The 24,081-nt window shown below is 63.1% G+C and carries 29 protein-coding genes; 16 read left to right on the forward strand and 13 right to left on the reverse strand.

The features are described 5' to 3' along the window. Positions 1-26: 26 nt before the first annotated feature. Complete coding sequence (lysA, locus tag AC2FM5_RS05345; RefSeq protein ID WP_496734270.1) at positions 27-1,292, reverse strand: diaminopimelate decarboxylase; 1,266 nt, start codon at positions 1,290-1,292, stop codon at positions 27-29. 98 nt (positions 1,293-1,390) lie between these two features. Beyond that, positions 1,391-1,978: a TetR/AcrR family transcriptional regulator gene (locus AC2FM5_RS05350; protein WP_496734272.1), complete on the reverse strand. Its 588-nt coding sequence runs from the start codon at positions 1,976-1,978 to the stop codon at positions 1,391-1,393. A 218-nt stretch (positions 1,979-2,196) separates the two neighbouring features. Here AC2FM5_RS05350 and AC2FM5_RS05355 point away from each other — a divergent pair, with 218 nt between their 5' ends. After that, entirely contained in the window at positions 2,197-2,550 is a 354-nt protein-coding gene (locus AC2FM5_RS05355) for a DUF8051 family protein (RefSeq protein WP_496734274.1), read from the forward strand. Positions 2,551-2,643: 93 nt separating this feature from the next. Next, on the forward strand, positions 2,644-3,030 hold the full coding sequence (locus AC2FM5_RS05360) for a glycine zipper family protein (RefSeq protein ID WP_170360098.1): 387 nt from the start codon (positions 2,644-2,646) through the stop codon (positions 3,028-3,030). 242 nt (positions 3,031-3,272) lie between these two features. On the opposite strand, the gene AC2FM5_RS05365 is transcribed toward AC2FM5_RS05360, so the two are convergent. Together AC2FM5_RS05365 and argH are read right to left on the reverse strand one after the other, a co-directional pair. Next, on the reverse strand, positions 3,273-3,455 hold the full coding sequence (locus tag AC2FM5_RS05365) for a hypothetical protein (protein ID WP_496734277.1): 183 nt from the start codon (positions 3,453-3,455) through the stop codon (positions 3,273-3,275). Beyond that, positions 3,452-4,843: an argininosuccinate lyase gene (gene argH / locus AC2FM5_RS05370; RefSeq protein WP_496734279.1), complete on the reverse strand. Its 1,392-nt coding sequence runs from the start codon at positions 4,841-4,843 to the stop codon at positions 3,452-3,454. Before argH ends, AC2FM5_RS05365 begins: the two co-directional genes overlap by 4 nt. A 21-nt stretch (positions 4,844-4,864) precedes the next feature. On the opposite strand from argH, the gene AC2FM5_RS05375 reads away from it, so the two are divergent. From AC2FM5_RS05375 to yddG, 10 genes are all read left to right on the forward strand, one after another. Continuing rightward, positions 4,865-5,431 carry a TlpA disulfide reductase family protein gene (locus AC2FM5_RS05375; protein ID WP_170360092.1) on the forward strand — a complete coding sequence of 189 codons (567 nt, stop codon included), beginning with the start codon at positions 4,865-4,867 and terminating at the stop codon, positions 5,429-5,431. A gap of 80 nt (positions 5,432-5,511) precedes the next feature. After that, the gene (locus AC2FM5_RS05380) at positions 5,512-5,841 is read left to right on the forward strand and encodes a hypothetical protein (protein ID WP_170360091.1); all 330 of its coding nucleotides are present in this window, start codon (positions 5,512-5,514) and stop codon (positions 5,839-5,841) included. 59 nt (positions 5,842-5,900) lie between these two features. Beyond that, complete coding sequence (locus AC2FM5_RS05385; RefSeq protein ID WP_170391838.1) at positions 5,901-6,287, forward strand: hypothetical protein; 387 nt, start codon at positions 5,901-5,903, stop codon at positions 6,285-6,287. Beyond that, positions 6,284-7,255, forward strand: a complete 972-nt coding sequence (locus tag AC2FM5_RS05390; protein WP_170360087.1) for a sterol desaturase family protein — start codon at positions 6,284-6,286, stop codon at positions 7,253-7,255. Before AC2FM5_RS05385 ends, AC2FM5_RS05390 begins: the two co-directional genes overlap by 4 nt. Before the next feature lie 92 nt (positions 7,256-7,347). Continuing rightward, positions 7,348-7,539 (forward strand): hypothetical protein, encoded by a 192-nt coding sequence (locus AC2FM5_RS05395; RefSeq protein WP_093963509.1) that lies wholly within the window; start codon positions 7,348-7,350, stop codon positions 7,537-7,539. Positions 7,540-7,640: 101 nt separating this feature from the next. Continuing rightward, positions 7,641-8,474, forward strand: a complete 834-nt coding sequence (locus AC2FM5_RS05400; protein ID WP_170360083.1) for an EAL domain-containing protein — start codon at positions 7,641-7,643, stop codon at positions 8,472-8,474. A 196-nt stretch (positions 8,475-8,670) separates the two neighbouring features. After that, positions 8,671-9,846 carry an acetyl-CoA C-acetyltransferase gene (locus AC2FM5_RS05405; protein ID WP_093963511.1) on the forward strand — a complete coding sequence of 392 codons (1,176 nt, stop codon included), beginning with the start codon at positions 8,671-8,673 and terminating at the stop codon, positions 9,844-9,846. Positions 9,847-10,032: 186 nt separating this feature from the next. After that, positions 10,033-10,755: an acetoacetyl-CoA reductase gene (phbB, locus tag AC2FM5_RS05410; protein ID WP_496734284.1), complete on the forward strand. Its 723-nt coding sequence runs from the start codon at positions 10,033-10,035 to the stop codon at positions 10,753-10,755. 298 nt (positions 10,756-11,053) lie between these two features. Continuing rightward, on the forward strand, positions 11,054-12,001 hold the full coding sequence (locus AC2FM5_RS05415; RefSeq protein ID WP_496734286.1) for a transcriptional regulator GcvA: 948 nt from the start codon (positions 11,054-11,056) through the stop codon (positions 11,999-12,001). Next, positions 11,998-12,864 (forward strand): aromatic amino acid exporter YddG, encoded by an 867-nt coding sequence (gene yddG / locus AC2FM5_RS05420; RefSeq protein WP_496734288.1) that lies wholly within the window; start codon positions 11,998-12,000, stop codon positions 12,862-12,864. Before AC2FM5_RS05415 ends, yddG begins: the two co-directional genes overlap by 4 nt. Here yddG and AC2FM5_RS05425 read toward each other — a convergent pair. The 3 genes from AC2FM5_RS05425 to AC2FM5_RS05435 form a co-directional block, all read right to left on the reverse strand. Beyond that, positions 12,861-13,025 (reverse strand): YdcH family protein, encoded by a 165-nt coding sequence (locus tag AC2FM5_RS05425; protein ID WP_093963770.1) that lies wholly within the window; start codon positions 13,023-13,025, stop codon positions 12,861-12,863. The two genes, yddG and AC2FM5_RS05425, sit on opposite strands and share 4 nt — an antisense overlap. A 120-nt stretch (positions 13,026-13,145) precedes the next feature. Then, entirely contained in the window at positions 13,146-13,919 is a 774-nt protein-coding gene (locus tag AC2FM5_RS05430) for a tRNA1(Val) (adenine(37)-N6)-methyltransferase (RefSeq protein WP_170367608.1), read from the reverse strand. Further along, positions 13,916-14,131 carry a putative signal transducing protein gene (locus AC2FM5_RS05435; RefSeq protein ID WP_093963516.1) on the reverse strand — a complete coding sequence of 72 codons (216 nt, stop codon included), beginning with the start codon at positions 14,129-14,131 and terminating at the stop codon, positions 13,916-13,918. Before AC2FM5_RS05435 ends, AC2FM5_RS05430 begins: the two co-directional genes overlap by 4 nt. Before the next feature lie 56 nt (positions 14,132-14,187). Between AC2FM5_RS05435 and AC2FM5_RS05440 the strand changes: the two genes are divergently transcribed. Further along, a complete protein-coding gene (locus AC2FM5_RS05440) occupies positions 14,188-15,186 on the forward strand; it encodes a polyprenyl synthetase family protein (protein WP_170461019.1) in 999 nt (332 codons plus the stop codon). Here AC2FM5_RS05440 and AC2FM5_RS05445 read toward each other — a convergent pair. From AC2FM5_RS05445 to soxR, 4 genes are all read right to left on the reverse strand, one after another. Then, a complete protein-coding gene (locus AC2FM5_RS05445) occupies positions 15,179-16,000 on the reverse strand; it encodes a 4-(cytidine 5'-diphospho)-2-C-methyl-D-erythritol kinase (RefSeq protein WP_170406812.1) in 822 nt (273 codons plus the stop codon). The two genes, AC2FM5_RS05440 and AC2FM5_RS05445, sit on opposite strands and share 8 nt — an antisense overlap. After that, positions 15,990-17,702 (reverse strand): tetratricopeptide repeat protein, encoded by a 1,713-nt coding sequence (locus AC2FM5_RS05450; protein ID WP_496734292.1) that lies wholly within the window; start codon positions 17,700-17,702, stop codon positions 15,990-15,992. Before AC2FM5_RS05450 ends, AC2FM5_RS05445 begins: the two co-directional genes overlap by 11 nt. Before the next feature lie 105 nt (positions 17,703-17,807). Then, positions 17,808-19,454, reverse strand: coding sequence for an electron transfer flavoprotein-ubiquinone oxidoreductase (locus AC2FM5_RS05455; RefSeq protein ID WP_496734294.1), 1,647 nt, complete (start codon positions 19,452-19,454; stop codon positions 17,808-17,810). Positions 19,455-19,590: 136 nt separating this feature from the next. Continuing rightward, entirely contained in the window at positions 19,591-20,046 is a 456-nt protein-coding gene (soxR, locus tag AC2FM5_RS05460; protein ID WP_170342262.1) for a redox-sensitive transcriptional activator SoxR, read from the reverse strand. Positions 20,047-20,135: 89 nt separating this feature from the next. Between soxR and AC2FM5_RS05465 the strand changes: the two genes are divergently transcribed. From AC2FM5_RS05465 to AC2FM5_RS05475, 3 genes are all read left to right on the forward strand, one after another. Further along, the gene (locus AC2FM5_RS05465; protein ID WP_005978983.1) at positions 20,136-20,516 is read left to right on the forward strand and encodes a VOC family protein; all 381 of its coding nucleotides are present in this window, start codon (positions 20,136-20,138) and stop codon (positions 20,514-20,516) included. Positions 20,517-20,754: 238 nt separating this feature from the next. Further along, positions 20,755-21,225 (forward strand): transcription elongation factor GreA, encoded by a 471-nt coding sequence (greA, locus tag AC2FM5_RS05470; protein ID WP_005978981.1) that lies wholly within the window; start codon positions 20,755-20,757, stop codon positions 21,223-21,225. A 12-nt stretch (positions 21,226-21,237) separates the two neighbouring features. Beyond that, entirely contained in the window at positions 21,238-22,230 is a 993-nt protein-coding gene (locus tag AC2FM5_RS05475) for a hypothetical protein (RefSeq protein WP_170438503.1), read from the forward strand. On the opposite strand, the gene AC2FM5_RS05480 is transcribed toward AC2FM5_RS05475, so the two are convergent. Continuing rightward, positions 22,227-22,823, reverse strand: a complete 597-nt coding sequence (locus tag AC2FM5_RS05480) for a GNAT family N-acetyltransferase (RefSeq protein WP_496734298.1) — start codon at positions 22,821-22,823, stop codon at positions 22,227-22,229. The genes AC2FM5_RS05475 and AC2FM5_RS05480 overlap by 4 nt on opposite strands. After that, positions 22,820-24,079, reverse strand: coding sequence for a molybdopterin-binding protein (locus AC2FM5_RS05485; protein WP_496734300.1), 1,260 nt, complete (start codon positions 24,077-24,079; stop codon positions 22,820-22,822). The genes AC2FM5_RS05480 and AC2FM5_RS05485 overlap by 4 nt, the downstream gene beginning before the upstream one ends. Positions 24,080-24,081 lie beyond the last annotated feature (2 nt).

The raw sequence follows: 24,081 nt of genomic DNA on the forward strand, positions 1-24,081 counted from the left end.
CGGGTCGGGCCCGCGCGGTTATCGCGTCACAGCCACTCAGGTATGGTATCGCGGTTTATGATTTCGTCAAAGGTTGGCCGTTCACGAATAACCGCGAATTGATCGCCATGAACCAGAACTTCGGGGATCAGGGGCCGGGTGTTGTATTCACTGGACATAACCGCGCCATAGGCGCCGGCGCTGCGAAATGCGACCAGATCCCCCGGGTTCAGCGGTGGCATCGCCCTTTGTTTCGCAAAAGTATCCCCGGTCTCGCAGACCGGCCCGACAATGTCATAGGGGCGTTGTTCGACCCCCGGCGCGGGCTCGATGACGGGAACGATGTCATGATAGGCGTCGTACATGGCCGGGCGGATCAGATCGTTCATCGCCCCGTCGAGGATCAGGAAATCGCGCCCTTCGCCCGACTTCACATAGATCACCTTTGACACCATCAGCCCCGCGTTGCCCGCGATCAGACGGCCCGGCTCGATCTCGATCTCGCAGCCCAGATGGCCCAGTGTTTCCTTGATCATTGCACCGTATTCCAACGGCAGCGGCGGTGCTTCGTTCGAGCGGGCATAGGGGATGCCCAGCCCACCGCCCAGGTCCAGACGGTGAATGTCGTGGCCCTGTGCGCGCAGCTGTTCGGTCAGCTCGGCGACTTTGGAGTAGGCCAGGCGGAACGGCTCCAGATCGGTCAGTTGCGAGCCGATATGCACGTCGATGCCCACCACTTTCAGGCCGGGCAGGCTGGCCGCATGGGCATAGACCTCGGGTGCGCGGGCGATCGGGATGCCGAATTTGTTTTCGGATTTGCCCGTTGCGATCTTGGCGTGCGTCTTGGCGTCGACGTCCGGATTCACGCGAACGGTGATCGGCGCGATCACGCCCAGTTCCTGCGCGACGGCGTTTATCACCTCCATCTCGGGCTCGGATTCGACGTTGAACTGGCGAATCCCACCCGTCAGTGCGATGCGGATTTCCTCAGCGGTTTTGCCGACGCCCGAGAACACGATCTTTTCGCCCGGCACACCCGCTGCCCTGGCCCGCAGGTACTCGCCGCCCGAAACCACGTCCATCCCCGCGCCCGCCTGCGCCAGCGTTTTCAGAATAGCCTGGTTGCTGGCGGCCTTCATTGCATAACAGACCACGTGGTCGGTACCTGCCAACGCCTCGTCGAACAGGTTGTAGTGCCGCAGCAGCGTCGCCGTGGAATAGACATAGAACGGCGTGCCGACCGCAGCCGCGATCTCGGCGACCGGGACGTCCTCGGCGCACAACACGCCATCGCGGTAGAGAAAGTGATCCATATCTGCGCGCTTAGACCAAAACAGGCCTGTGGATCAACGGGATTTGCATCGCGGGCATGCAATCCGGTGCGAACCGCACAGAAGTCGGGCACAACGGCTTATCCGCGCAAGCCGGCCTCAAGCAACGAAAGGGTCGCGTCGCGCCGCGCCTCAAAGTCGCTTTCATCGCCCCCGAAGATCGCCAGATGGATAACCAATCCATCCAGCATCGCCGTCACCGCCTGCGCGGCGGCCTGCGCACTGAGATCGCCGCGGATTTCACCCGCGCGGATCAATGGGGCGAACTGAGCAGCATAATGATCGGCAAGCCAGGCGAAGAACCCGCCGATGATCTCGGCCGCGCGCGGGTCCTGAAATCCGGGGCCCAGCACGTCAAAGAACAGCCGCGTCGCCGCCAGACGGTCAGCGGGCATGGACAGACGTAGCCCGGTCATGAACTGGTCCAGCGTCTGCGGGGCCGGGATGTCGTTGATGCGAGCGCGGATATCCTCGAAATACCGCTGCAGCAACGCCAGAAGCAAAGCCTCCTTGCTTTGGAAATACAGATACAACGTGCCCTTGGCCATCCCGGCCTGATGGGCCACGTCCTGCATCTTGGTGGCGTGATAGCCCTGACCCAGAAAGCAGGCCATGGCGGCATCCAATATCCGCCCCTGCATCTCTTCGCGATCGACGATCTTCGGCATCTTGCCCCCCGATTTTCTTCCGGCGCGCCTCTCTTGACGCAGATTGGACGCGGCGTCACGCAAATTCAATCTTTTAATGACTTGACGGTCAGTAACGCCATCTCCATTTATGACCGGAAAGTCATTAAAAGGATTCTGTCATAGTGCATTCGTCACAAATCAACACCGGCCCAACGCGGCCTATGGCGTCCCAACCCACGGCGACAGCCGCCAAACTGATGCTTGTCCTCGTTGCCAGCTTTGTCACGCTGGTCCCCGGCGGCCCGATCGAGACCCGCGACTTTTCCGGACTGGGTGGAGCGGTGTTCTGGGGTTTCAACGCCTTTCTGATCGCGCTTGCCCTGCTGGCCGTGGGGTCGGCGGTGGCCATGCTGCGCGGTTCGGCAACGGCAAGCTGGGGCGCCATCGTGGCGGCCTGGGGATACATCTTCGTGGTCCTGTTGGACCTGGGTCACGTCTTCCCCACATCACCCGACTCAATTCCGCTGATGCTGGGACTGATCGAGATTCTGGATTTCATCCTGGCTTTCTACATCGTGGCCTTGGCTCATCGTGGCCTGGGCCACATCTGAACCCGCCCGGCACGCCCTCGTATAGGGGCCGAAGCCACAGCAAAAGGAAGTGGCTCCGGGTCCCGCCGGAATACCGACAAGGAAAGACAACTCATGCTGTTCAAGGAACGATTCACATTGACCGTCTTGCCGCTGGCCCTGGTCACAGCCGCATGCAGCGGCACCGGGGCCCAACACCAACCCGTCCTGTCTGCCGAGCCGGGCCCGGCTTACGCCGCTGATCTGGATCAGTGCCGCGCATTGGCCAAGTCCCAGGACCTGTGGAACCCGGAAACCCGGACACAGGCCTTGATAGGCGCCGGGATCGGCGCGCTGGCAGGCATTTCGGACGACACGGTCGGAAACACAGAAGGCGCCATAGCCGGCGCAGCAGTGGGATCAGCGGCAGGTGCCGTCGCCGGAGCCGCCGAGATGCGCAACACCCGGCGTGACATTCTGATCGAGTGTCTGCGGCAGCGCGGGCACCCAGTGGCCGGCTGAACGCATCAACGGCTCATTCAGAAATTCGTCGACACCCCGGCCCGCGCGTATCCGGATACGGACACTCCAGCCCCCGAGCGCGCGGGCTCTTCTACTGGCTGCGAACGCGGCGGATTCGTGGTCTCACACGCCGCCAGTAAGGCAAGCGACAGGATAAGGCCGAGTGGTTTCATTTCGCTGCCTTCATTTGTTGGATCACTTGCTAAATGGCGACTGGCACGTCGCTTTCAACCGCAGAGCGTTCAGATCCCCAGAAACACGCTGAGGGGGCCTCGGTGCAGGCCGACGCCCCCGCTCACATATGAGCCACTGGTCGAAACGCCCACATTGGCGTTCAGGGTCGGCTGGACGGGCTCTCCGTCAGCGCCGCAGGCCGCCAAGGTGAAGGCGGCCCCGATCAGGGCAATCACACGCAAGATTGTCATTCCAGCATCTCCTTCCAGCGGGCGATCTGCGCCCGGACCTGGTCCGGGGCCGTACCGCCATAGGACTGGCGCGAGTTTACCGAATTATCCACGCCAAGGACAGAATGGACATCCTGCGTGATGCCCGCGTGGACCGATTGCATGTCCTCGAGCGTCAGATCGGGCAGGTCGCAGCCCTTCTTTTCGGCCATGGCGACCAGCGATCCGGTGACGTGGTGCGCATCACGGAAGGGCAGGCCCAGCACCCGTACCAACCAGTCGGCCAGATCGGTCGCGGTGGAAAAGCCCGAGCCGGCGGCAGCGGCCAGGCTGTCGCGGTTGGCGGTCATGTCCTTGACCATGCCCTCCATCGCGGCCAGCGCCAGCATCCAGTTGTCGGCGGCGTCAAAGACCTGTTCCTTGTCTTCCTGCATGTCCTTGGAATAGGCCAGCGGCAGGCCCTTCATCACCATCATCAGCGCCGTGTTGGCGCCAAAGATCCGACCCACCTTGGCGCGGATCAGTTCGGCTGCGTCGGGGTTCTTTTTCTGCGGCATGATCGACGAGCCGGTCGAGAACCGGTCGGACAGGGTGACGAAGCGGAACTGGGCCGAGGACCAGATCACCAGTTCTTCGGCAAAGCGCGACAGGTGCACCGCGCAGATCGAGGCCACCGACAAAAATTCCAGCGCGAAGTCCCGGTCGCTGACCGCATCCAGCGAGTTGGCGGCGGGCCGGTCAAAGCCCAGCGCCCGCGCCGTCATGTGGCGGTCGATCGGGAAGGACGTGCCGGCCAGCGCCGCAGCACCCAGCGGGCATTCGTTCATCCGCGCCCGCGCGTCGCGCACGCGGCTGAGGTCGCGGCCGAACATCTCGACATAGGCCATCATGTGGTGGCCCCAGGTCACCGGCTGCGCGGTCTGCAGGTGGGTGAATCCGGGCATGACCCAATCGGCCCCGGCCTCGGCCTGCGCCAAAAGCGCGCGGATCAGGGCCAGCAGGCCGGATTCGGCGGCATCCAGCTGATCGCGGACCCACAGTTTGAAATCGGTCGCCACCTGGTCATTGCGGCTGCGGCCCGTGTGCAGGCGGCCTGCGGGCGCGCCGATGATCTCTTTCAGCCGCGCCTCGACATTCATGTGGATGTCTTCCAGCGCGGTCGAGAACTGGAACTCGCCACGTTCAATCTCTGACAAAACGGTGAGCAGCCCTTCCCGAATGGCCTCGGCATCACTATCACTAATCACGCCCGTGGCGGCCAGCATGGCGGCATGGGCACGCGAGCCCGCGATGTCCTGGGCCGCCATCCGTCGGTCGAACCCGATCGAGGCATTGATCGCCTCCATGATCGCGTCTGGTCCCGCGGCAAAGCGGCCGCCCCACATCTGGTTCGAGGATTGTTCGGTCATGCTGGAAAACCCGGAGTTGATATGCGCCTGTTTCGTCTGATCCCCCTTTATATGGCCCTTGCGCTGGGTGCAAATGCCGCTTTGGCCGCCGACACGCAGGCCCTGGCCGACCTGCGCGACGGCAGCCTGAAACGCCTGATCCTGCATTCCGAGCCGAAACCGGTCTCGGACGCGGAATTCCTGCTGGAAGATGACGGCGGCACCGCCACGCTGGCAGATTATCGCGGCAAATACGTTCTGCTGAACTTTTGGGCCACCTGGTGCGCGCCCTGCCGAAAAGAGATGCCCCAGATCGCCGAGTTGCAGGAGGAATTCGGCGGAGACCAGTTCGAGGTTCTGACGCTGGCCACCGGGCGCAACTCGCCCGCGGGGATCAAGAAGTTCTTTGATGAAAACGGCATCACCAACCTGCCCCGCCACCAAGACCCGAAGCAGGCCGTCGCCCGCGAGATGGGCATCGTCGGCCTTCCGATCACCATAATCATCGACCCCGACGGCCAGGAAATCGCGCGGCTGATCGGCGATGCCGAATGGAACTCGGACAGTGCCAAGGCGATCATCGCGGCCCTGCTGAACCCCGAAAGCTGACCACCTGACGGGCCTTTTGTGCTAGACTGGAACCGGCCTGACAGGGCCGGTTTTTCATTGGCAACAGACAGGAGGCTGAGATGAAACCGGTGGTTTTACTGATCGGCCGGCTGCCCAACGTGATCGGCGACGTGGCGCGGCAACTGGAGCATCTTCCGATCCGGTGGCTGGGCGCGCATGATCCCGACGAGGTGCGGCGGCAACTGGACGCCGAACCGCGCATCGCCTGCGCGATTATGGGCGCGGGCCTCGATGACAAGGTGCGCGGCGAACTGGTGGGCATCATCGCGGCGCGGCGGCCGGATATCTGCATTCACCTCAAGGATCGCGCCTCGGGACCCGAAGGGCTGGTGCCCTTCGTCGAGCGCGTTGTCCGGCACGAAGTGCTTGAGCCGCACAACACCCCCTGACGCAACGCCACCTTTGACAGGGCCTGACCCCGCTTGCACTCTGTCCGCGGGAGGACATCATGCCGCTGGAAATCCTGCTGGTTCTGGTGGTCGGTGGCATTGCCGGCATCACCGCACTGCTGCATCTGACGGGCAAATCGCGCCAGCGCGTGCTGAGCGCCGATGTCGCGCGCGCCGAATGGCTGCGCCATTTCCCCGACGACACCATCATCGACGTCACCCTGGCCCATGACGGACACGCCGCATTGCTGCGCACCGAGACCGGGCCGGGCCTGTTGTGGTCCTTTGGCGCCGATACAGTGGCCCGCCACCTGCGCGATTTCGACTGGATCGACCACCCCGAGGGCATCGAGGTCCAGTTCCACGACTTCGCCACCCCCGGCGTCACCGTCCGCCTTGATGAAACCGAGCGCCGCCACTGGCGCCACCTGCTGGAGCCCGCATGACCGACCAGATCAGCTTTCCCGATGTCGTCCAATGGGCCGTGCCGTTCTTTATCGCCGCAATCCTGGCCGAATTTCTGTGGATCGCCATGAAGGGCCGTGGCGGGCGGTATGAAACCCGCGACGCCGTGACCTCGCTGATCATGGGAGCGGGCAACATCGCGTCCGGATTCCTGCTGGGCTTCATCGCCTATGGGTTCTTCATGTGGCTGTGGAAGATTACGCCATTGGATCTGGGCACATCGATCCCGGTGATCATCCTGTGCTTTGTGCTGGATGACCTGCGATACTACTGGGTGCACCGGTTCGGGCATCGCATCCGCTGGGTCTGGGCCAGCCATGTAAACCACCACAGCTCGCAGCACTACAACCTGACAACCGCCCTGCGGCAAACCTGGACCTATACCTTCACCTTCATGATGGTTGTGCGCGCGCCGTTGATCCTGCTGGGCTTCCACCCGGCGATGGTGCTGTTCTGCGGCGGCTTGAACCTGATCTACCAGTTCTGGATCCACACCGAAGCCATCGGCAAGATGCCCCGCTGGTTCGAGGCGGTCATGAACACCCCCAGCCATCACCGCGCCCACCACGGCCGCAACGCGCGCTATCTGGATTGCAACTATGCCGGGGTGTTCATCATCTGGGACAAGCTGTTCGGCACCTTCGTCCCCGAGCAGGAGCACGACCGGGTCGACTATGGCCTGGTGCACAATATCGGCACCTTCAACCCGCTGCGGGTGGCCTTTCACGAATGGGTGGCCATCTGGCGCGACGCGACCCAGCCGGGCCTGACCCTGAAACAGCGGCTGGCCTATTGCTTTGCCCCGCCGGGCTACAGCCATGACGGCAGCCGCGACAGCTCCGAGCAGATCAAGTCCAAGCACCTGGCCCGCCACCCCGAAGATCGCGGAACGCCCGGTTTCGAGCAATTTGACGAAAACCTGCCCAACCAACAGGCAAAACAGGCCTGAGACTGGCGGCGTCTGCCGGGCGGGCGCTTGAATTCCGGCGCGCGTGCTCCATATCCGGACAAGTGACAAGTTTGTTCGGTCGGAGTTCCACCATGTCCCGCGTTACAGCCATCTTCACCGCAACCGGTCTGTTGGGCCTGGTAATCGCGATGCTCAGCGCCCTTGGCCAGCAGCCTGCGCCGGCGGTGATGATGCTTGGAGTTGCTATGGTGGGCACAGGCTTCCTGGGCGCCGTGATTGGCGCCGTAGTCGAATTGCGCCACGCAGCCCAGACGACCCGCTGATCCCGCCGACTGATTCCCGACGCGCATTAACCGCAAATTCACCGGTACGACCCGAAACTACGTGCTGACCGGTTTCGGACACGTACGGGGATTCGGCGTCGATGCGGAAAAAGGACTTTGCAGATCTGCCAGAGGGTGGGGACAGCCCGTTGAATTCGGCCGTCGCCGCGCGAGATACTTCGACCGTTCAAATGGCGACCGAGGCTGTCAAGCATCAGCAATGCCGCCTGGCGTTCCAGCCCGTCATGCAAGCACGAGACCCGCACGGCGTTGCCTTCTATGAGGCATTCATCCGCGTGCTGGACGAAACCGGCCGTGTGATCCCCGCGCGGGAGTTCATGCCGCAGGTGGAAAACACACCAATCGGCCGGGAATTGGACTGCATAGCATTGGAAAAAGGATTGCGCGCCCTGTCTCGCAATCCGGAAATCCGGCTTTCGGTCAACATGTCCGCACGCTCGATCGGATACGCGCGCTGGTCGCGGATCCTGGACCGGTTTCTCAAGCGGGACAAAACGCTGGGCGAGCGGCTTATCCTCGAAATCTCCGAAAGCTCGGCAATGCAGGTTCCCGAACTGGTGATCGATTTCATGGACCGGCTTCAGGATCGCGGGATCGCTTTTGCGCTGGATGACTTCGGCGCCAGCAACTTCAGCTTCAGGTATTTTCGCGAGTTCTTCTTTGACGCGGCGAAGATCGACGGGCAGTTCGTACGGGGTGTCAGCACCAACCCGGACAATCAGGCGCTGGTGCGCGCGCTGATCGCCGTCGCCCGTGAATTCGAGATTCTGGTCATCGCCGAATCGGTCGAAACGCGTGAAGATGCCGAGTTTCTGGTGGCCAGCGGTGTGGACTGTCTGCAGGGCTACCTATTCGGCGCTCCGACGGTGAAAGCCCCGTGGCAACCGGAAAAAGAAGCCAAAACAGGAAGTTGAACCCAATTCCCTTGGGCGCTATCCAGCCGAGGCTTTCTCATGAGACAAGCTGTCCGTTGCTGCACGTGCAGCATTGCGCTATGGCAGAAAGTGCTGGAGCGGGGGATCACGAGGCGCTCTTGCATCGCCAGAGAGGCTCTGTGCGACCTGCGCCGTCAGATTTCCCACAGGACCTTGACGGTAAAGGATTGACTGTATGACCAACGTAGTAATCGCATCCGCCGCACGCACGGGCGTCGGCAGCTTTGGCGGTTCCTTTGCGAACACCCCCGCACATGATCTGGGCGCTGCCGTCCTCGAAGCCGTCGTGGAACGCGCCGGGATCGACAAGTCCGAGGTGAGCGAAACCATCATGGGTCAGGTTCTGACGGCCGCCCAAGGCCAGAACCCCGCACGCCAGGCGCACATCAACGCCGGCCTGCCGCAGGAAAGCGCGGCCTGGGGCATCAACCAGGTCTGTGGTTCGGGCCTGCGTGCCGTCGCACTGGGCGCTCAGCATATCCAGCTGGGCGATGCCGAGATCGTCTGCGCAGGCGGTCAGGAAAACATGACCCTGTCGCCCCACGCCGCATCGCTGCGCGCGGGCCACAAGATGGGCGACATGAAATACATCGACACCATGATCCGCGACGGCCTGTGGGATGCGTTCAACGGCTACCACATGGGCCAGACCGCCGAGAACGTGGCCGAGAAGTGGCAGATCAGCCGCGATATGCAGGATGAGTTCGCGGTGGCCAGCCAGAACAAGGCTGAGGCCGCGCAGAAGGCCGGCAAGTTCAAGGACGAGATCGTCCCCTTCACCATCAAGACTCGCAAGGGCGACATCGTGATGGATAGTGACGAGTACATCCGTCACGGCGCGACCATGGAGGCGATGGCCAAGCTGCGTCCAGCCTTTACGAAGGATGGCTCGGTGACTGCGGCCAACGCCTCGGGTCTGAATGACGGCGCGGCGGCAACCCTGCTGATGTCAGCCGACAACGCCGAAAAGCGCGGGATCGAACCGCTGGCCCGCATCGCGTCTTATGCGACCGCCGGGCTGGACCCGTCGATCATGGGTGTCGGACCGATCTATGCCTCGCGCAAGGCGCTGGAAAAGGCCGGCTGGTCGGTTGACGATCTGGATCTGGTCGAAGCCAACGAGGCCTTCGCGGCACAGGCTTGCGCCGTGAACAAGGACATGGGTTGGGATCCCTCGATCGTGAACGTGAACGGCGGCGCGATCGCCATCGGCCACCCGATCGGAGCATCCGGCTGCCGGGTTCTGAACACGCTGCTGTTCGAAATGAAGCGCCGGAACGCGAAAAAGGGCCTGGCAACCCTCTGCATCGGAGGCGGCATGGGCGTCGCCCTGTGCGTGGAGCGCGTCTAAGTGCTTTGACAAGTCACGAATAAGGGCGTCCAATGGGCGCCCTTTTTTGTTACACTCCGGGAATATCCCTAGGATGCGACAATATCACCAAACGGAAAGAGCCATCTCGCGACGAAACGATATTGCGCAACTCAATCTCTCAGAGTAACAGAATTACCAACACGATTAAATTTGGAGGAGTCCTAAATGGCACGTACAGCACTCGTAACCGGCGGCACCCGCGGCATCGGCGCAGCAATTTCCAAAGCGCTCAAGGCCGAAGGATACAAAGTAGCCGCCTCGTATGCGGGGAATGACGAAGCCGCGGCCAAGTTCACCGAGGAAACCGGCATTGCGACCTATAAATGGAACGTGGCCGACTATGACGAGTCCAAGGCGGGCATCGAAAAGGTCGAAGCCGAGCTCGGCCCGATCGACATCGTTGTCGCCAATGCCGGCATCACCCGCGACGCGCCGTTCCACAAGATGACACCGGAACAGTGGCACCAGGTGATCGACACCAACCTGACCGGGGTGTTCAACACCGTACACCCCGTCTGGCCCGGTATGCGCGAGCGCAAGTTCGGTCGGGTGATCGTGATCAGTTCGATCAACGGGCAAAAGGGCCAGTTCGCTCAGGTGAACTATGCCGCCACCAAAGCCGGTGATCTGGGCATCGTCAAATCCCTGGCGCAGGAAGGCGCGCGCGCCGGCATCACCGCAAATGCTATCTGCCCCGGATACATCGCGACCGAGATGGTCATGGCCGTTCCGGAAAAGGTGCGTGAAGCCATCATCGGTCAGATCCCCGCAGGCCGTTTGGGCGAACCCGAGGAAATTGCCCGCTGCGTCGCATTCCTGGCCTCGGAAGATTCGCAGTTCATCAACGGGTCGACGATTTCGGCCAACGGCGCGCAGTTTTTCGTCTGATCGCGGCTTATTTGAAAACGGGCCGACCCAACGGGTCGGCCCTCCTTTGATCCCGTAAGAACGCGCGCGCAGCGTTCAGCGGGAACCCAGAACCCACTTCCAGAAACTCCGGATCGCCTTGCCGCGCTCTTGATGAGCGCGCAGAATTGCCTTTTGTGCGGCAGGATTGGTCGTCATCTCGATCATGGCTTTTCCCTTCTACTAAAGGTGAACTTGACTTGCATTCAACATGCCTATTGTTTTTAATAGGTACAAACGAGAGTTTTTCCGCCTTCAGTTTAGAAAATCTTATGTGATGATGAGCGACCGACTTCCCCCACTCACCGCCCTCAGGGCCTTTGACGCCGCCGCCCGCCATATGTCCTTTGCCAAGGCCGCAGACGAGTTGAACGTGACACCAGCCGCGCTGTCGTTTCAGATCAAGTCTCTGGAAGAGCATCTGGGTGAGCCGCTGTTCCGCCGATTGAACCGTGCAGTCGAGCTGACCGAGGCCGGACGAACCCTGGCCCCGGGCACGGAAAAAGGGTTTGCTGCGCTGCAGGCGGCTTGGTCGGCCACCCGCCGCCTGCAGGACAACACAACACTGACAGTGACCGCTGGGCCGGCCCTGACAGCCAAATGGCTGGCCCCCCGCCTTTACGAGTTCGCCCGCGCCCATCCCGAGATCGACCTGAGATTCTCAGCCACGCTGCGCAATCTCGATTTCGAGCGCGACGACGTGGATGTCGCGATCCGGTTCGGGTACGGGCAGGATGACGGGCTGTATTCAGTTCCCGTGCGGCAAGAGTGGCTGACGCCTGTCATGACGCCCGAGCTTGCGGCCCGGTTTCCGACGCCACGGGACCTGACCGAAGCGCCCCTGATCTACGATGACTCGATCAACTTCCTGAATCCGCCCTGTGACTGGCCCGCCTGGTTTCGTGCGGTCGGGGTGGACTTCACGCCGACTCATGGCGCGCATTTCTCGAACGCGGATCACGCCATTGATGCCGCGGTGGCGGGTGTCGGCGTCGCGTTGGGACGGCGCCCGATGATCATCAAGGATGTGATCGAAGGCCGACTGGTCATGCCCTTCAAAACCGCCATCGAAACCAAGGCCCGCTTCCGGTTCCTGTGCCGTTCGGGAGAAGAGACGCGCTCTCAGATTGCCGCCTTCCGGGATTGGTTCCTTGCAGAGATCGAAAAAACCGCGCACATATCCGACGGTCTTGAAATCATACCCGTCGAGGATATCCCCCCCGCATGACAAAGAACCGCGCCACCGCCATCGGTTTTGTCGCCGTCCTTTTGTGGGCACTGCTGGCGCTGTTCACGGTTGGCTCGGCGCCGACCCCGCCGCTTTTGCTGAACGCCATCTGCTTCACGATCGGCGGAACCCTTGGCTTGATCTGGACATGGCACAGCGGTGGGCTTGCGCAACTGAAACAGGTCAGTTGGAAGGTATTCGCCTTCGGAACGGTTGGCTTGTTCGGATACCACGCCCTGTATTTCTCGGCCCTGCGCATGGCACCTGCGGCCGAGGCCGGATTGATCGCCTACCTCTGGCCCTTGCTGATCGTTCTTTTCTCAGGGTTGCTTCCTGGTGAAACCCTGCGTCTGGGCCATCTGCTCGGGGCATGTCTGGGCTTCTCCGGGGCCGCGCTGATCATCACCGGTGGCGGAACCGCAGGGTTTCAGGCCGAACATCTGCCGGGCTATGCGCTGGCGCTTCTGTGTGCCCTTACGTGGTCGGGGTATTCCGTATTGTCGCGCAGGCTGGGTCAAACGCCGACCAGCTCGGTAGCAGTGTTCTGCGTGCTGACCGCCATCGCCTCGTGGATCCTGCATTTCAGCCTTGAGCAGACAGTCTGGCCGCCCGACGCACTGGCCTGGATGTCGACCGTTGCCTTGGGGTTGGGGCCCGTTGGGCTGGCGTTCTATGTCTGGGATATCGGGGTCAAGCACGGTGACATCCAGATGCTGGGCACCAGCTCGTACGCGGCACCCCTGCTGTCAACTCTGGTGCTTGTGGTCGCCGGGATCGCCACGCCGTCCTGGACGCTGGCGATCGCGGCATTGCTTGTTACCGGCGGCGCTGCAGTCGCGGCACGCGCCAGCCTACGACATTAAGCCGACAGGCGTTCAATCTCTTCCTTCAGCTTCAGCTTCTTCTTTTTGAGTTGAGCAATGTGGAGATCGTCGATACCGGGCGAGCGCTGGGCTTGTTCCACTTCGAGACTGAGGGTTTCGTGCTTCTTCTTCAGTTCCGTCAGATGTGCGCTTACGCTCATGGCGATCCTCCTTCTCTGTTTCTGAATATCACATGGGAAGTTGATCACATCATTTCCAGCCTGTCACGCCGCAGACGCTCGGATTCTTGTTCAAATCCGACAATTTCGGCTGGTCATTGCCTATCGGGCGTCCGGCCAGGGCATTGGTCGGCCCTCGCGCAGGATGCCGGATACCGTGTCGGTATAGCTGTCGCCGTCCCTTTCATGGCGGTCACCGCTGTGGAGAATCAGCGGCGCATGCAACCGAAAATCCGCGCGTCCCCCTTTGCGCGCCCGCAGGATCAGCAACTCGGCCCCGCGCCCCATGCGCGGCGCGATGGGCAGAACTTCTACCGAGCCCAACCGACCCGCGCAGGCCGACAGCATGTCCGGCAAGCGTTCCACGCGCTGGATCATGTGCAGGTACCCGCGCGGTGTCAGCCTGCGCGCCGCCGCATCAAACCAGTCGGACAGCGGCGTCTGCTCGCTCAGCGCCGTTCGCCGACCAGCATCGACGGCCGCGCTATGTGCACCGGGCCGATAATAGGGCGGGTTTGCGATCACGTGGTCGAAGTGCTGCTGACGCAGATCAGTCGGCATATTGGACAGGTCGGCCACGTGGACGGACAAATCGATCTCGTTGCATTGCGCGTTTCTTGCGGCCAGAGCGGCATAGTCGGCCTGAAGCTCGACCCCCGTCGGCCGCAGACCGGGAACGCGGGTCACGAGACAAAGAACCGCAGCGCCCGCCCCGCAGCCCAGCTCCAGCACCGACTGCCCGGCTTTGGCCGGAACCGCGGCAGCAAGCAGCACCGGATCGACACCGGCGCGATAACCGTCTCGCGGCTGCCACAGCTTTAGTCGGCCACCCAGAAAGTCGTTGCAAGTCAGCGCGCTGTCAGGAAACCCGGTCATCTTCCCAGCGGAATGTCATTGTCACGCATCACCCGCTCCGCCCGCTCGAGGTCATCGGTCCGAACCATGAGGCGGCGCGGAAATATTCCGATGCCTCCCTCGAGGACGCTCATATTTACGTCCATCTCAAAGCAGTCTATATCCTCGCCCTCAAGAAGAGCGGATGCAAAGGCGATGATGGTCGGATCGGTGCTGCGCAGAAGTTCTTTCATGGGGATGGATGTAAGGGCAAGGCAGGACGAAAGTCGAGCCTTGTATCAGGAGTGTGATGACGATCAGCACGATCTCGAAACCGCATGAGCGACTGGCCGAGATTTTGGCCGGGGAAATGGAGGCGGTAAACACTCTGATCCGCACCCGCATGGCCTCGGAACACGCGCCCCGCATCCCCGAAGTCACCGCGCATCTGGTCGAAGCGGGCGGCAAGCGCCTGCGCCCGATGCTGACACTGGCCGCCGCGCGCCTGTTCGGCTATGGCGGTGACCATCACATCCGCCTGGCCGCCACGGTCGAGTTCATCCACACCGCCACGCTGTTGCACGACGACGTCGTGGATGAAAGCGCCCAGCGGCGCGGCCGGCCCACCGCCAACCTGCTGTGGGACAACAAGTCCAGCGTGCTGGTCGGCGACTATCTATTTTCGCGCAGCTTCCAGTTGATGGTGGAAACCGGGTCTCTGCGGGTTCTGGACATCTTGGCCAATGCCTCGGCCACCATCGCCGAAGGCGAGGTGCTGCAGATGACCGCAGCCACCGACCTGCGCACGGATGAGGCCGTCTACCTGCAGGTGGTGCGCGGCAAGACCGCCGCGCTGTTTTCCGCGGCAACCGAGGTGGGCGGCGTGATCGCCGGTGCGTCCGAGGAACAGGTCCGCGCACTGTTCGCCTATGGTGACGCGTTGGGCATCGCCTTCCAGATCGCCGACGACCTGCTGGACTATCAGGGCGACAGCAAGGCCACCGGCAAGAACGTGGGCGACGACTTCCGCGAGCGCAAGCTGACCCTCCCGGTGATCAAGGCCGTAGCCCGGGCCACACCCGACGAGCGTGCGTTCTGGGAGCGCACGATCGAGAAGGGTCGGCAACAGGATGGAGACCTGGACCTGGCCCTGAACCTCATGCGCAAATACGGCACCCTGGAGGAGACCCGGACAGACGCTCTGGCATGGGCAGCAAAGGCCAAAACCGCTCTGACCGCGCTGCCCGATCACGAGTTGCGCGACCTGCTCGGTGATCTGGCCGATTACGTCGTATCCCGCCTCAACTGAGGACGCTTGCGCGACACCACCAGTCCGGCTGGGAAACACCAATCTCGTAGGCCGCAAAATGTGCGGCCTTCATGGACGGGTACAGCGCAAAGCAGGTCGAACCCGACCCCGACATGCGCACCAGCAGAACGTCCCGCGTTTCACCCAGCGCCTGCAACACGTCTGAAATCTGGGGCGCCAAGCCTATTGCCGCTTCCTGCAAATCATTCCGTTGCCCGGCCAGCCAATCAGCACACGCCTCGGGCGTTTCGAATGCCGGGATCTCATCCGGCATACCCGGATTGTCGCGCGAATCCAGCGCATTGAACACCGGCCCCGTCGGAACCGGCACACCCGGATTGACCAGCAGCGCGGGCAAAGCGGGCAATGCAACCGGGGCGACACGGTCACCAATGCCCTGCATTCGTGCTGCTCTGCCCAGTACACAAACAGGAACATCCGCGCCCAGGGCCAAAGCCGTTTCCAGCGGAACTTCCGCGTCTTCCCCTGCGATGGCCCGCAAAGTCGCAGCCGCATCCGATGAGCCGCCGCCGATTCCCCCGCCATGCGGCAGAACCTTGTCCAACTGGATTTGCCCGATCCATCCCATCGCCCGAGCGGCCCGCCAGACGAGGTTGCGGTCGTCGGTCGGCACCCCGGCGGAATGGGGGCCGGTCACGGTCAGGCGATTCTCGGGCCCGGGTGACAGGATCAACGTGTCTCCCACATCGGCAAAGGCGACCAGCGAATCCAGCAGATGGTATCCGTCGGCCCGCCGTCCGGTCACATGCAGGGAAAGGTTGATCTTCGCGGGCGCAAAGGCCTCAATCGCCATTGGCGACCTTGAGGGGGGCCGCGCCTTCCTCGGCCAGCACCGCGTCCAGCCCGACCTCGAGTTTGCGACGGATCCGGTCGGGGTCGGCCTCGCCATCGGTATCTTCGGGATCGATGAAGGACAACGCGCGCCGCCATTGGAAATCGGCCTCACGGGTGCGCCCGACGGCCCAGTAGACGTCGCCCAAGTGGTCGTTGACCACCGGGTCCACGGCCATCAGTTCAACGGCGCGCTCCATATGTTCGACCGCCTCGTCGTACCGGCCCAAGCGAAACAGAACCCAGCCCAAGCTGTCGACGATATAGCCGCTGTCAGGCTGGATCGCGACGGCGCGCTCGATCATGTCCAGCGCCTCTTCCAGTTTTTCCTGCCGCTCGACCAGCGAGTAACCGAGATAGTTCAAAACCTGCGGCTGATCCGGATTCAACTCCAGGGCACGCCTGAAATCCGCCTCGGCCTTGTCCCAGGCCTTGAGCCGTTCGTGGCAGATGCCGCGGGCGTAGTGCAGGAACCAGTTGCCACCCGAACCGGTTTCGGTCAGTTCGATGGCTCGGTCATACGAGGTGACAGCTGCGGCGTAGTTTTCCTGACGCCGCTGCAGGTCGGCCAAGGCGACATGGACACTGGGCAGATTGGGCTGCCGGGCCGCCAGATTTTCCAGCACTTCGATCGCCGCATCCGGTTTCCCCGACTGAGCCAGGATTTCGGCACGCCCCAGCTCGGCTGCGTGGAAATCGCTGCTATCCGTGGGAACCTTTCGATAGGCTTCGGCGGCCAGGTCGTACTGGCTCAACTGCTCAAGCAGTTCCGCGCTCAGCAGGATCGCATCTATGTGATCGGGCCGGAGGTAAGTCGCGATCCGAGCGTATAGCAGCACATAGTCATGTGCAGCCTCGGTGTTCAACGCCGCCCCGACCGAGAAAAAGACCTCGGCCACGCCTTCGGTGGCCGATCCGACATGGGTGAATGGCAAGGTGCCACCGGCGCTGAGCGTGTCCACGTAGGACTCGATCGACGGGTCGCTGCCCGCCGCAAAGACGTTTTCCAGGAATTGCAGGGCTTCGTCGTTGCGGTTGAGCTGCGACAAGACTTCGACCCGCGCCAGCGCTGCACGTCGCGAGAATCGCGCAACGATACTGTCGTCGGCCGCAAAGATCGCCTCGGCCCCCTCGAAATCGCCAACCGACGCCAGCGCCAACGCCTTGTGATACAGCGCGAATTCCCGCAGACCGTCCTGCTGGGCGACCTCATCGAACTGCGCCATCGCCTTGGTCATTTCGCCCTTGCCCAGATGCGCCCAGGCCGTCATCAGCCCATCGACCAGCGGGCCAACGCCCTGATTTTCCGGGTCACGGGCCAGCAATTCGTCGAACTTTCCGTCAGATACCAGTTTGGCGGAAACAACCATACGTGCGGCCTGGTTGGGCTGCCCGTTCGCCTCCATGTCCTCGGCGATCGGCAATGCACGTTCCACATCGCCAAGCGCCACGCGCGCCAGTAGCACGCTTTCCTTGAGCTTGGTGTTGCCCGGATCGAAAATCAGGGCCTTGGAGTAGTACTCCTCGGCAGCCTTGTAGTCGCTTTCATAGATGGCCTGGCGTCCAGCCAGATAGGATCCCGCGCCGGAATCCGCGTGAACCGGAACGACAGCCGCTGTCGCAAGAAACACGGCCAGCGCCGTGCGACGAACCAGTGAAACCACCTAATACCTGCCTTGTCTGCCTATGATTGCAGAACAAGCTAGGGCCTTGGCCCGCCAGAGGCAATGGCCGAGCGTTCACGGCCCCGCCATTGCCCGGGTTTTTGCCTACATGTTGGGGTAGTTCGGTCCGTCCCCACCCTGCGGCGTGGTCCACGTGATGTTCTGGCTGGGATCCTTGATGTCACAGGTCTTGCAGTGGACGCAGTTCTGGAAGTTGATCACGAATCGCGGCTCGGCCTCATCCTTCACCACTTCGTACACGCCCGCCGGGCAATACCGCTGCGCCGGTTCATCAAACTTGGGCAGGTTGACCTTCACCGGAATCTCGGGGTCGGTCAGCTTCAGGTGACAGGGTTGGCTTTCTTCGTGGTTGGTGAACGAAAACGCCACGTTGGTCAGACGATCGAAAGACAGCGTGCCATCGGGCTTCGGATAGTCGATGGGGGTGTGCTTGCTGGCATCCTCGGTCGCCTCGGCGTCGTTCTTGCCATGGCCCAGCGTCCCCAGCAGCGAGAAGCCCAGCGTGTTGGTCCACATGTCCATGCCACCCAGCGCCAGCGAAGCGGTCAGGCCGTATTTCGACCACAGCGGCTTGACGTTGCGAACCTTCTTGAGGTCGCGGCCGATCGCACCGTTGCGCACCTCGTCTTCATAGGCGGACAGTTCGTCGCCCGAGCGGTCGGCCTTGAGGGCCTCGAACGCGGCCTCGGCCGCCGCCTTGCCCGAAAGCATCGCGTTGTGGTTACCCTTGATGCGCGGCACGTTGACCATGCCCGCCGAACAGCCCAGCAGCGCAACACCCGGCGCCACCAGCTTGGGCATCGACTGGTATCCGCCCTCGGTGATCGCGCGGGCGCCATAGGCCACGCGCTTGCCGCCTTTCAGCAGGTCGGCCACCACCGGGTGGTGCTTGAACCGCTGGAATTCCATGTAGGGGAACAGGTGCGGGTTTTTGTAGTTCAGGTGAACCACGAAGCCCACATAGACCTGGTTGTTTTCCAGGTGATAGATGAAGGATCCGCCCCCGGCATTGCCGCCCAGCGGCCAGCCCATCGTGTGGGTGACGCTGCCTTCCTTGTGCTTGGCGGGATCGATCTCCCAGATTTCCTTCATGCCGATGCCGTATTTCTGCGGCTCTTTCCCTGCGGACAGGTCGTATTTCGCGATCACTTCCTTGGACAGCGACCCGCGCACCCCTTCCGACAGGAAGACGTATTTGCCGTGCAGTTCCATCCCCGGCTCGGTGTTGGGGCCATAAGACCCGTCGGGTTCCAGCCCGAAGACACCTGCCACGACACCCTTGACCTCGCCATTGTCGCCATAGACCAGTTCGGAACAGGCCATACCCGGGAAGATCTCGACGCCCAGTTCCTCGGCCTGTTCGGCCATCCAGCGGCAGACATTGCCCATCGAGACGATGTAGTTGCCATGGTTGTTCATCAGCGGCGGCATCGGCCAGTTGGGGATGCGCAGCTTGCCGGCCTCGCCCAGCATATAGAAGTTGTCTTCGCGCACCGGCACGTTCAGCGGCGCGCCCTTTTCCTTCCAGTCGGGGATCAGCGCATCCAGACCGCACGGGTCCAGCACCGCACCCGACAGGATATGCGCGCCCACTTCCGAGCCCTTTTCCAGCACGACCACGTTCAGGTCGGCGTCCAGCTGTTTCAGACGAATGGCCGCCGACAGGCCCGCCGGGCCTGCGCCCACGATCACCACGTCGTATTCCATCGCTTCGCGTTCAATTTCGGCCATCGTGGGCTCCTCCGCTAACTATCCGAATTGGCGCCTGGGGCGCGGGCTCGGCGAAATTTTGTTTCCCGGCTGATTACCTGCTGGAAAAGACCTTGGTCAATCAAAACACGGCGTAACATTGCTGCAATGCGGCAGATCAGCCCTCGGGTGCGTCACCCATCAGGTACCTGGGACCGCTACCATGCGCCTTGGCCCGGTCGTCGGGGTTGTAGAGCGCGCATTTCGGAAGGCTCAGACAGCCACAGCCGATGCAGCCGTCCAGATTGTCGCGCAGACGCAGCAGAGTATCGATTCGCTGGTCCAGATGCGCGCGCAGGCCGACGCTGATCTTTTTCCAATCCGCCGGCGTGGGCGTGCGGTTGTCGGGCAGCCCGGCCAGAACCTCGCGGATTTCGGGCAGGGTCAGACCGAACTGCTGGGCGATCATCACGAAACTCAGCCGACGGATGTCGGCGCGCTGATACCGCCGCTGACCGCCCGGATTGCGCCAGGGGGAAATCAGCCCCTGCGCCTCGTAATAGCGGATGGCGGATACCGCCAACCCCGTGCGGCGTGCCAATGCGCCGATGGAAAGGCCTTCGGATGCGGGCATGATCTCCTCCTGGAAGAATCTCTTGAGCTAAAGTTAGGTTTAGGAAGTACGGTGAGTCGAAACAAGCCTGAACATGAAAAGGAGACCCCATGATGGCGACGCTGGAACACACGAACTTCACCGTCCGCAACCCGCAGGCAACTGCCGCCTGGATGCAGGACGTATTCGGATGGAAAACCCGCTGGGAAGGCCCGGCCATCGCTGGCGGCTATACCGTGCATGTGGGCAGCGCGCATACCTATCTGGCGCTTTACGCCCCGGCCGACCCGAAACCGTCGGGTGAAAGCAGCTATGACATCGTCGGCGGGCTGAACCATGTGGGCGTGCTTGTCGAGGACATCGACGCGACCGAGGCCAAGGTTCGCGCCGCGGGCTTCGAGCCGCACAACCACGCCGACTATGAACCCGGCCGCCGGTTCTATTTCGACGATGACAACGGCATCGAATTCGAGGTCGTTCAATATGATTGAGATGCTCTGGTTCGGCGCCGAGGCGCATCGCTGGAAACGCGGTGATCTGCTGGGGCATCGTCACAATCGGAAACCCCCACCGCCCCGACGGCGTTAAGTTGCGGATTGCAGGGGCCAAACCCCTTGGCCTCTTGCATTTCACGCCATATTTGGGTCAGGTAATTGCCGACCCATCTTTCGCCCCGACGCTGGTCTCATGCGGCGGGGCGACTCAATTTGTGCGTGGAAAAAAGAAGATATGGAAAAGATCCCCATGACGCCTGCGGGCTTTGCCGCGCTCGAGGCAGAGCTCAAGCAACTCAAGTCCGTTGAACGCCCCGCCATCATCGAGGCCATCGCCTCGGCGCGCGAACTGGGCGACCTGAAGGAAAACGCCGAATACCACTCGGCCCGCGAAAAGCAGGGCTTCATCGAAGGCCGCATCAAGGAACTGGAAGGCGTTCTGTCGCTGGCCGAGGTGATCGACCCGACCAAACTGTCGGGTGCGATCAAGTTCGGCGCCAAGGTCACCTTGGTGGACGAGGACACCGACGAGGAAAAGACCTGGCAGATCGTGGGCGAGCATGAGGCCAATATCGAAAAGGGCCTGCTGAACATCAAATCGCCCATCGCCCGCGCCCTGATCGGCAAGGAAGAAGGCGACAGCGTCGAGGTGCGCACCCCCGGCGGCGTGCGCTCGTACGAAGTGCTGAGCATCCACTACGCCTGATCGGAGCGCGCCATGTCGGGCCAAGACCCTGATCAGGACAGCAAACGCCCCACCTGGCTGGGCATCTATGACCGTCCAGGCCGACCGAGCGTCACCGGGATCGAGATTGCGGCCGCGGCCCTCAGCCTGATCTGGCTGGTGGTGGCCGTGGTCTTTCTGGTGCTGCCGGAACAGACGCAGGCCGGCAGTTTCATCGTGATGCTGCTGGCGGTGTTCATGCCGGTGGCGATGATCTGGGTCGCGGCGCTGGCCATGCGCGCCAGCCGCATCATGCGCGAAGAAAGCGCCCGGCTGCAGACCGCGATCGACGCGATCCGGCAGGCCTATGTATCGCAGCAACAGCGCTCGGCCAGCACCTACGAACCCGCGGTGGCCCGGAAACTGGATGAAATCGCCGCGGCCGCCCGGCACACCCAAAGCACGCTGGCCACGTTCTCCAGCAAGCGGCGGGATCTTGCGCCGCTGGCAAGACCTGCGGCACCCTCGGGCCAGACCTCGTTGGAACTGGGCACCCCGGCCGAAGAGATAACGACTCCTCTGCCCACCGACATTTTCATCCGCGCGCTGAACTTTCCCGAAACCGCCGAGGATACCGAAGGCTTCAACGCCCTGCGCCGCGCGATGAAGGACCGCAAGACCGCGCAACTGGTGCAGGCCGCCGAGGACGTGCTGACTCTGCTCAGCCAGGAAGGCATCTACATGGACGACCTGCGTCCGGACATGGCCCGCCCCGAGGTCTGGCGCCAGTTCGCCAAGGGCGAACGCGGGCGTGCGGTCGCCGCGTTGGGCGGTATCCGCGACCGGTCGTGCCTGGCGCTGACCTCGGCGCGGTTGAAACAGGACCCGATCTTTCGCGATGCGGTGCACCATTTCCTGCGCCGCTTCGACACCATGATCGCCGAGTTCGAACCTCAGGCCAGCGACGCCGACCTGACCGCTTTGGGCGACACGCGCACGGCGCGCGCCTTCATGCTGCTGGGCCGAGTAGCCGGAACGTTCGACTAGCCACCGTTGGGCACGACCCACCGCATTTTCGTGGCCGAACTGAATCCGAAAAGATGCTTGAACGGGCCGGTATAGTCCTGCCCGATCGCCTGAAACCCTTCGCGCTCGTACAGGGTCCGCGCGCGCGAGTTGGTGTCGATCACGTCCAGTTGCACCTCGTGCATGCCCAACCTCCGGGCCTCGTCCTTGATCGCCCGCAGCAGCAGGGTCCCGACACCTTGCCCGCGCGCCTCGGTCGCCACGCATATGCCATCCATCTGGAACACGCCCGGCTTCAGGTCGCGCTCCAGAACGCTCAGGACAAGGCCCCGCCACAGGGCGCCGAACCAGCCATAGACCCGGGCCAGATCCGCCAGCCCGCCCTGCGTCAGCCCGCCGTCGCGGGTCTTGTACCCGGCCAGCCCCAGCATCCGCCCATCCGCATCCCGCGCCACCAGGGCGAAATCGGGGTTCAGCACCCGTTCAAAAAAGGCCAACCCGCGCGCGTCCGGACCCATCACGCGCGACAGTTTGCCCGAGAACGCCTGCCAGAACAGCGCGGCCGCCCGGGTCCGCTCATCAGGGGAAAACCCGCACGAGACCGAAACCGTCACAGGCCGAAACTGCCATAGGGTATGAAACGCACAGGGTCTCCGGGCTGGATGTCTTGTGCGCCGTCCGGCAGCTCGACCAGCCCTTCGGCCCAGCTGAGCCCGCTGATGCGACCCGACCCTTCCGAATGAAACACCTCGACCCGGCCTTCGCGGACCCGGGCGCGCAGGTATTCGTGGCGGCCCGGTTTCTTGCGCTTGGCGAACCCGGCGGGCAGGTCAAAGCCCTGCGGTTGCCGCCACCCCGCGCCCGCCATCAGGCCCAGCGCGGGCCGGGCAAAGATCAGCGTGCAGACCATCGCCGCAACCGGGTTGCCCGGCAGGCCGAACACCGGCGTGCCCTGCCACAGGCCCAGCGCCAGCGGGCGGCCCGGCTTCAGCGCGATGCGCCATTCTTGCAAGGCCCCCGCCGCGCGCAGCAGGGCCGAGACATGATCCTCGTCCCCCGCCGAAGCGCCGCCGCTGGTCAGGATCGCGTCGGTCTGTTGCGCAGCTTGGTCCAACCGGTCCCGCAGCGCGGCCCGGTCGTCGCCCACGCGGCCCAGATCGACCGGCACAAAACCCATCCGTTGCAGCATCGCCAACAGCATCGGGCGGTTCGCATCATAGATCTGACCCGGCCCCGCGGCCTGACCCGGATCACGCAATTCATCGCCGGTGGACAGAACCCCCACGCGCAAGGGGGCGCGGACCGGGACCTCGGCCACGCCCACCGCCGACAGCAGCGCCAGATCGGCAGGCGTCAGGCGTCGCCCGCCAGGCAGAGCCAAGGCCCCGGCCTGCACGTCTTCGCCCGCCTTGCGCGTGTTGGCGCCGGCCTTCAAAGGCCCGTTGAAGGCGATGTGGCCGTCCTGCAAGGTCACGTCCTCTTCCAGAATGACGGTATCCACCCCCTCGGGCAGCGGCGCGCCGGTCAGAACGCGCAGCGCCTGCCCCTCCGGCACGGCCCCCGCAAACGGCACGCCCGCCGCCGCGCGTCCCTCGGCCAGCGGCAGAACATGCGGGCCCTCGGGCCGACCACCGGCAAAACCGTACCCGTCCACTGCCGTGTTGGGCAGCGGCGGATTCGACCGTTGCGCGATCACGTCCTGCGCCAGAACGCGCCCGCAGGCTTGACCAACGGGCAGGGTCTCGACGCCGGCAACCGGGTGCAACCGGTCGCGCAGCAGGGCCAGCGCGTCATCGACCGGGGTCCATTCGACCCCCGGCGGCAGGGCGAAACAGTCGTTTTTCAGCGGTGGAGGCGCAATCTTTGGCATGG

It is taken from the genome of Ruegeria sp. BHSA162, from assembly GCF_059613385.1.

What these genes read in the sequence shown, in the direction of transcription:
- AC2FM5_RS05395 (WP_093963509.1), top strand. Translation starts at nt 7,348, where the DNA reads ATGTCCCGCGTTACAGCCATCTTCACCGCAACCGGTCTGTTGGGCCTG.
- AC2FM5_RS05405 (WP_093963511.1), top strand. Translation starts at nt 8,671, where the DNA reads ATGACCAACGTAGTAATCGCATCCGCCGCACGCACGGGCGTCGGCAGC.
- AC2FM5_RS05385 (WP_170391838.1), top strand. Translation starts at nt 5,901, where the DNA reads ATGCCGCTGGAAATCCTGCTGGTTCTGGTGGTCGGTGGCATTGCCGGC.
- AC2FM5_RS05390 (WP_170360087.1), top strand. Translation starts at nt 6,284, where the DNA reads ATGACCGACCAGATCAGCTTTCCCGATGTCGTCCAATGGGCCGTGCCG.
- phbB (WP_496734284.1), top strand. Translation starts at nt 10,033, where the DNA reads ATGGCACGTACAGCACTCGTAACCGGCGGCACCCGCGGCATCGGCGCA.
- soxR (WP_170342262.1), bottom strand. Translation starts at nt 20,046, where the DNA reads ATGCCCGCATCCGAAGGCCTTTCCATCGGCGCATTGGCACGCCGCACG.
- yddG (WP_496734288.1), top strand. Translation starts at nt 11,998, where the DNA reads ATGACAAAGAACCGCGCCACCGCCATCGGTTTTGTCGCCGTCCTTTTG.
- AC2FM5_RS05360 (WP_170360098.1), top strand. Translation starts at nt 2,644, where the DNA reads ATGCTGTTCAAGGAACGATTCACATTGACCGTCTTGCCGCTGGCCCTG.
- AC2FM5_RS05415 (WP_496734286.1), top strand. Translation starts at nt 11,054, where the DNA reads ATGAGCGACCGACTTCCCCCACTCACCGCCCTCAGGGCCTTTGACGCC.
- AC2FM5_RS05365 (WP_496734277.1), bottom strand. Translation starts at nt 3,455, where the DNA reads ATGACAATCTTGCGTGTGATTGCCCTGATCGGGGCCGCCTTCACCTTG.
- AC2FM5_RS05400 (WP_170360083.1), top strand. Translation starts at nt 7,641, where the DNA reads ATGCGGAAAAAGGACTTTGCAGATCTGCCAGAGGGTGGGGACAGCCCG.
- AC2FM5_RS05440 (WP_170461019.1), top strand. Translation starts at nt 14,188, where the DNA reads ATGACGATCAGCACGATCTCGAAACCGCATGAGCGACTGGCCGAGATT.
- AC2FM5_RS05455 (WP_496734294.1), bottom strand. Translation starts at nt 19,454, where the DNA reads ATGGCCGAAATTGAACGCGAAGCGATGGAATACGACGTGGTGATCGTG.
- greA (WP_005978981.1), top strand. Translation starts at nt 20,755, where the DNA reads ATGGAAAAGATCCCCATGACGCCTGCGGGCTTTGCCGCGCTCGAGGCA.
- AC2FM5_RS05430 (WP_170367608.1), bottom strand. Translation starts at nt 13,919, where the DNA reads ATGACCGGGTTTCCTGACAGCGCGCTGACTTGCAACGACTTTCTGGGT.
- AC2FM5_RS05425 (WP_093963770.1), bottom strand. Translation starts at nt 13,025, where the DNA reads ATGAGCGTAAGCGCACATCTGACGGAACTGAAGAAGAAGCACGAAACC.
- AC2FM5_RS05485 (WP_496734300.1), bottom strand. Translation starts at nt 24,079, where the DNA reads ATGCCAAAGATTGCGCCTCCACCGCTGAAAAACGACTGTTTCGCCCTG.
- AC2FM5_RS05350 (WP_496734272.1), bottom strand. Translation starts at nt 1,978, where the DNA reads ATGCCGAAGATCGTCGATCGCGAAGAGATGCAGGGGCGGATATTGGAT.
- AC2FM5_RS05475 (WP_170438503.1), top strand. Translation starts at nt 21,238, where the DNA reads ATGTCGGGCCAAGACCCTGATCAGGACAGCAAACGCCCCACCTGGCTG.
- argH (WP_496734279.1), bottom strand. Translation starts at nt 4,843, where the DNA reads ATGACCGAACAATCCTCGAACCAGATGTGGGGCGGCCGCTTTGCCGCG.
- AC2FM5_RS05355 (WP_496734274.1), top strand. Translation starts at nt 2,197, where the DNA reads ATGCTTGTCCTCGTTGCCAGCTTTGTCACGCTGGTCCCCGGCGGCCCG.
- AC2FM5_RS05380 (WP_170360091.1), top strand. Translation starts at nt 5,512, where the DNA reads ATGAAACCGGTGGTTTTACTGATCGGCCGGCTGCCCAACGTGATCGGC.
- lysA (WP_496734270.1), bottom strand. Translation starts at nt 1,292, where the DNA reads ATGGATCACTTTCTCTACCGCGATGGCGTGTTGTGCGCCGAGGACGTC.
- AC2FM5_RS05465 (WP_005978983.1), top strand. Translation starts at nt 20,136, where the DNA reads ATGATGGCGACGCTGGAACACACGAACTTCACCGTCCGCAACCCGCAG.
- AC2FM5_RS05445 (WP_170406812.1), bottom strand. Translation starts at nt 16,000, where the DNA reads ATGGCGATTGAGGCCTTTGCGCCCGCGAAGATCAACCTTTCCCTGCAT.
- AC2FM5_RS05435 (WP_093963516.1), bottom strand. Translation starts at nt 14,131, where the DNA reads ATGAAAGAACTTCTGCGCAGCACCGATCCGACCATCATCGCCTTTGCA.
- AC2FM5_RS05375 (WP_170360092.1), top strand. Translation starts at nt 4,865, where the DNA reads ATGCGCCTGTTTCGTCTGATCCCCCTTTATATGGCCCTTGCGCTGGGT.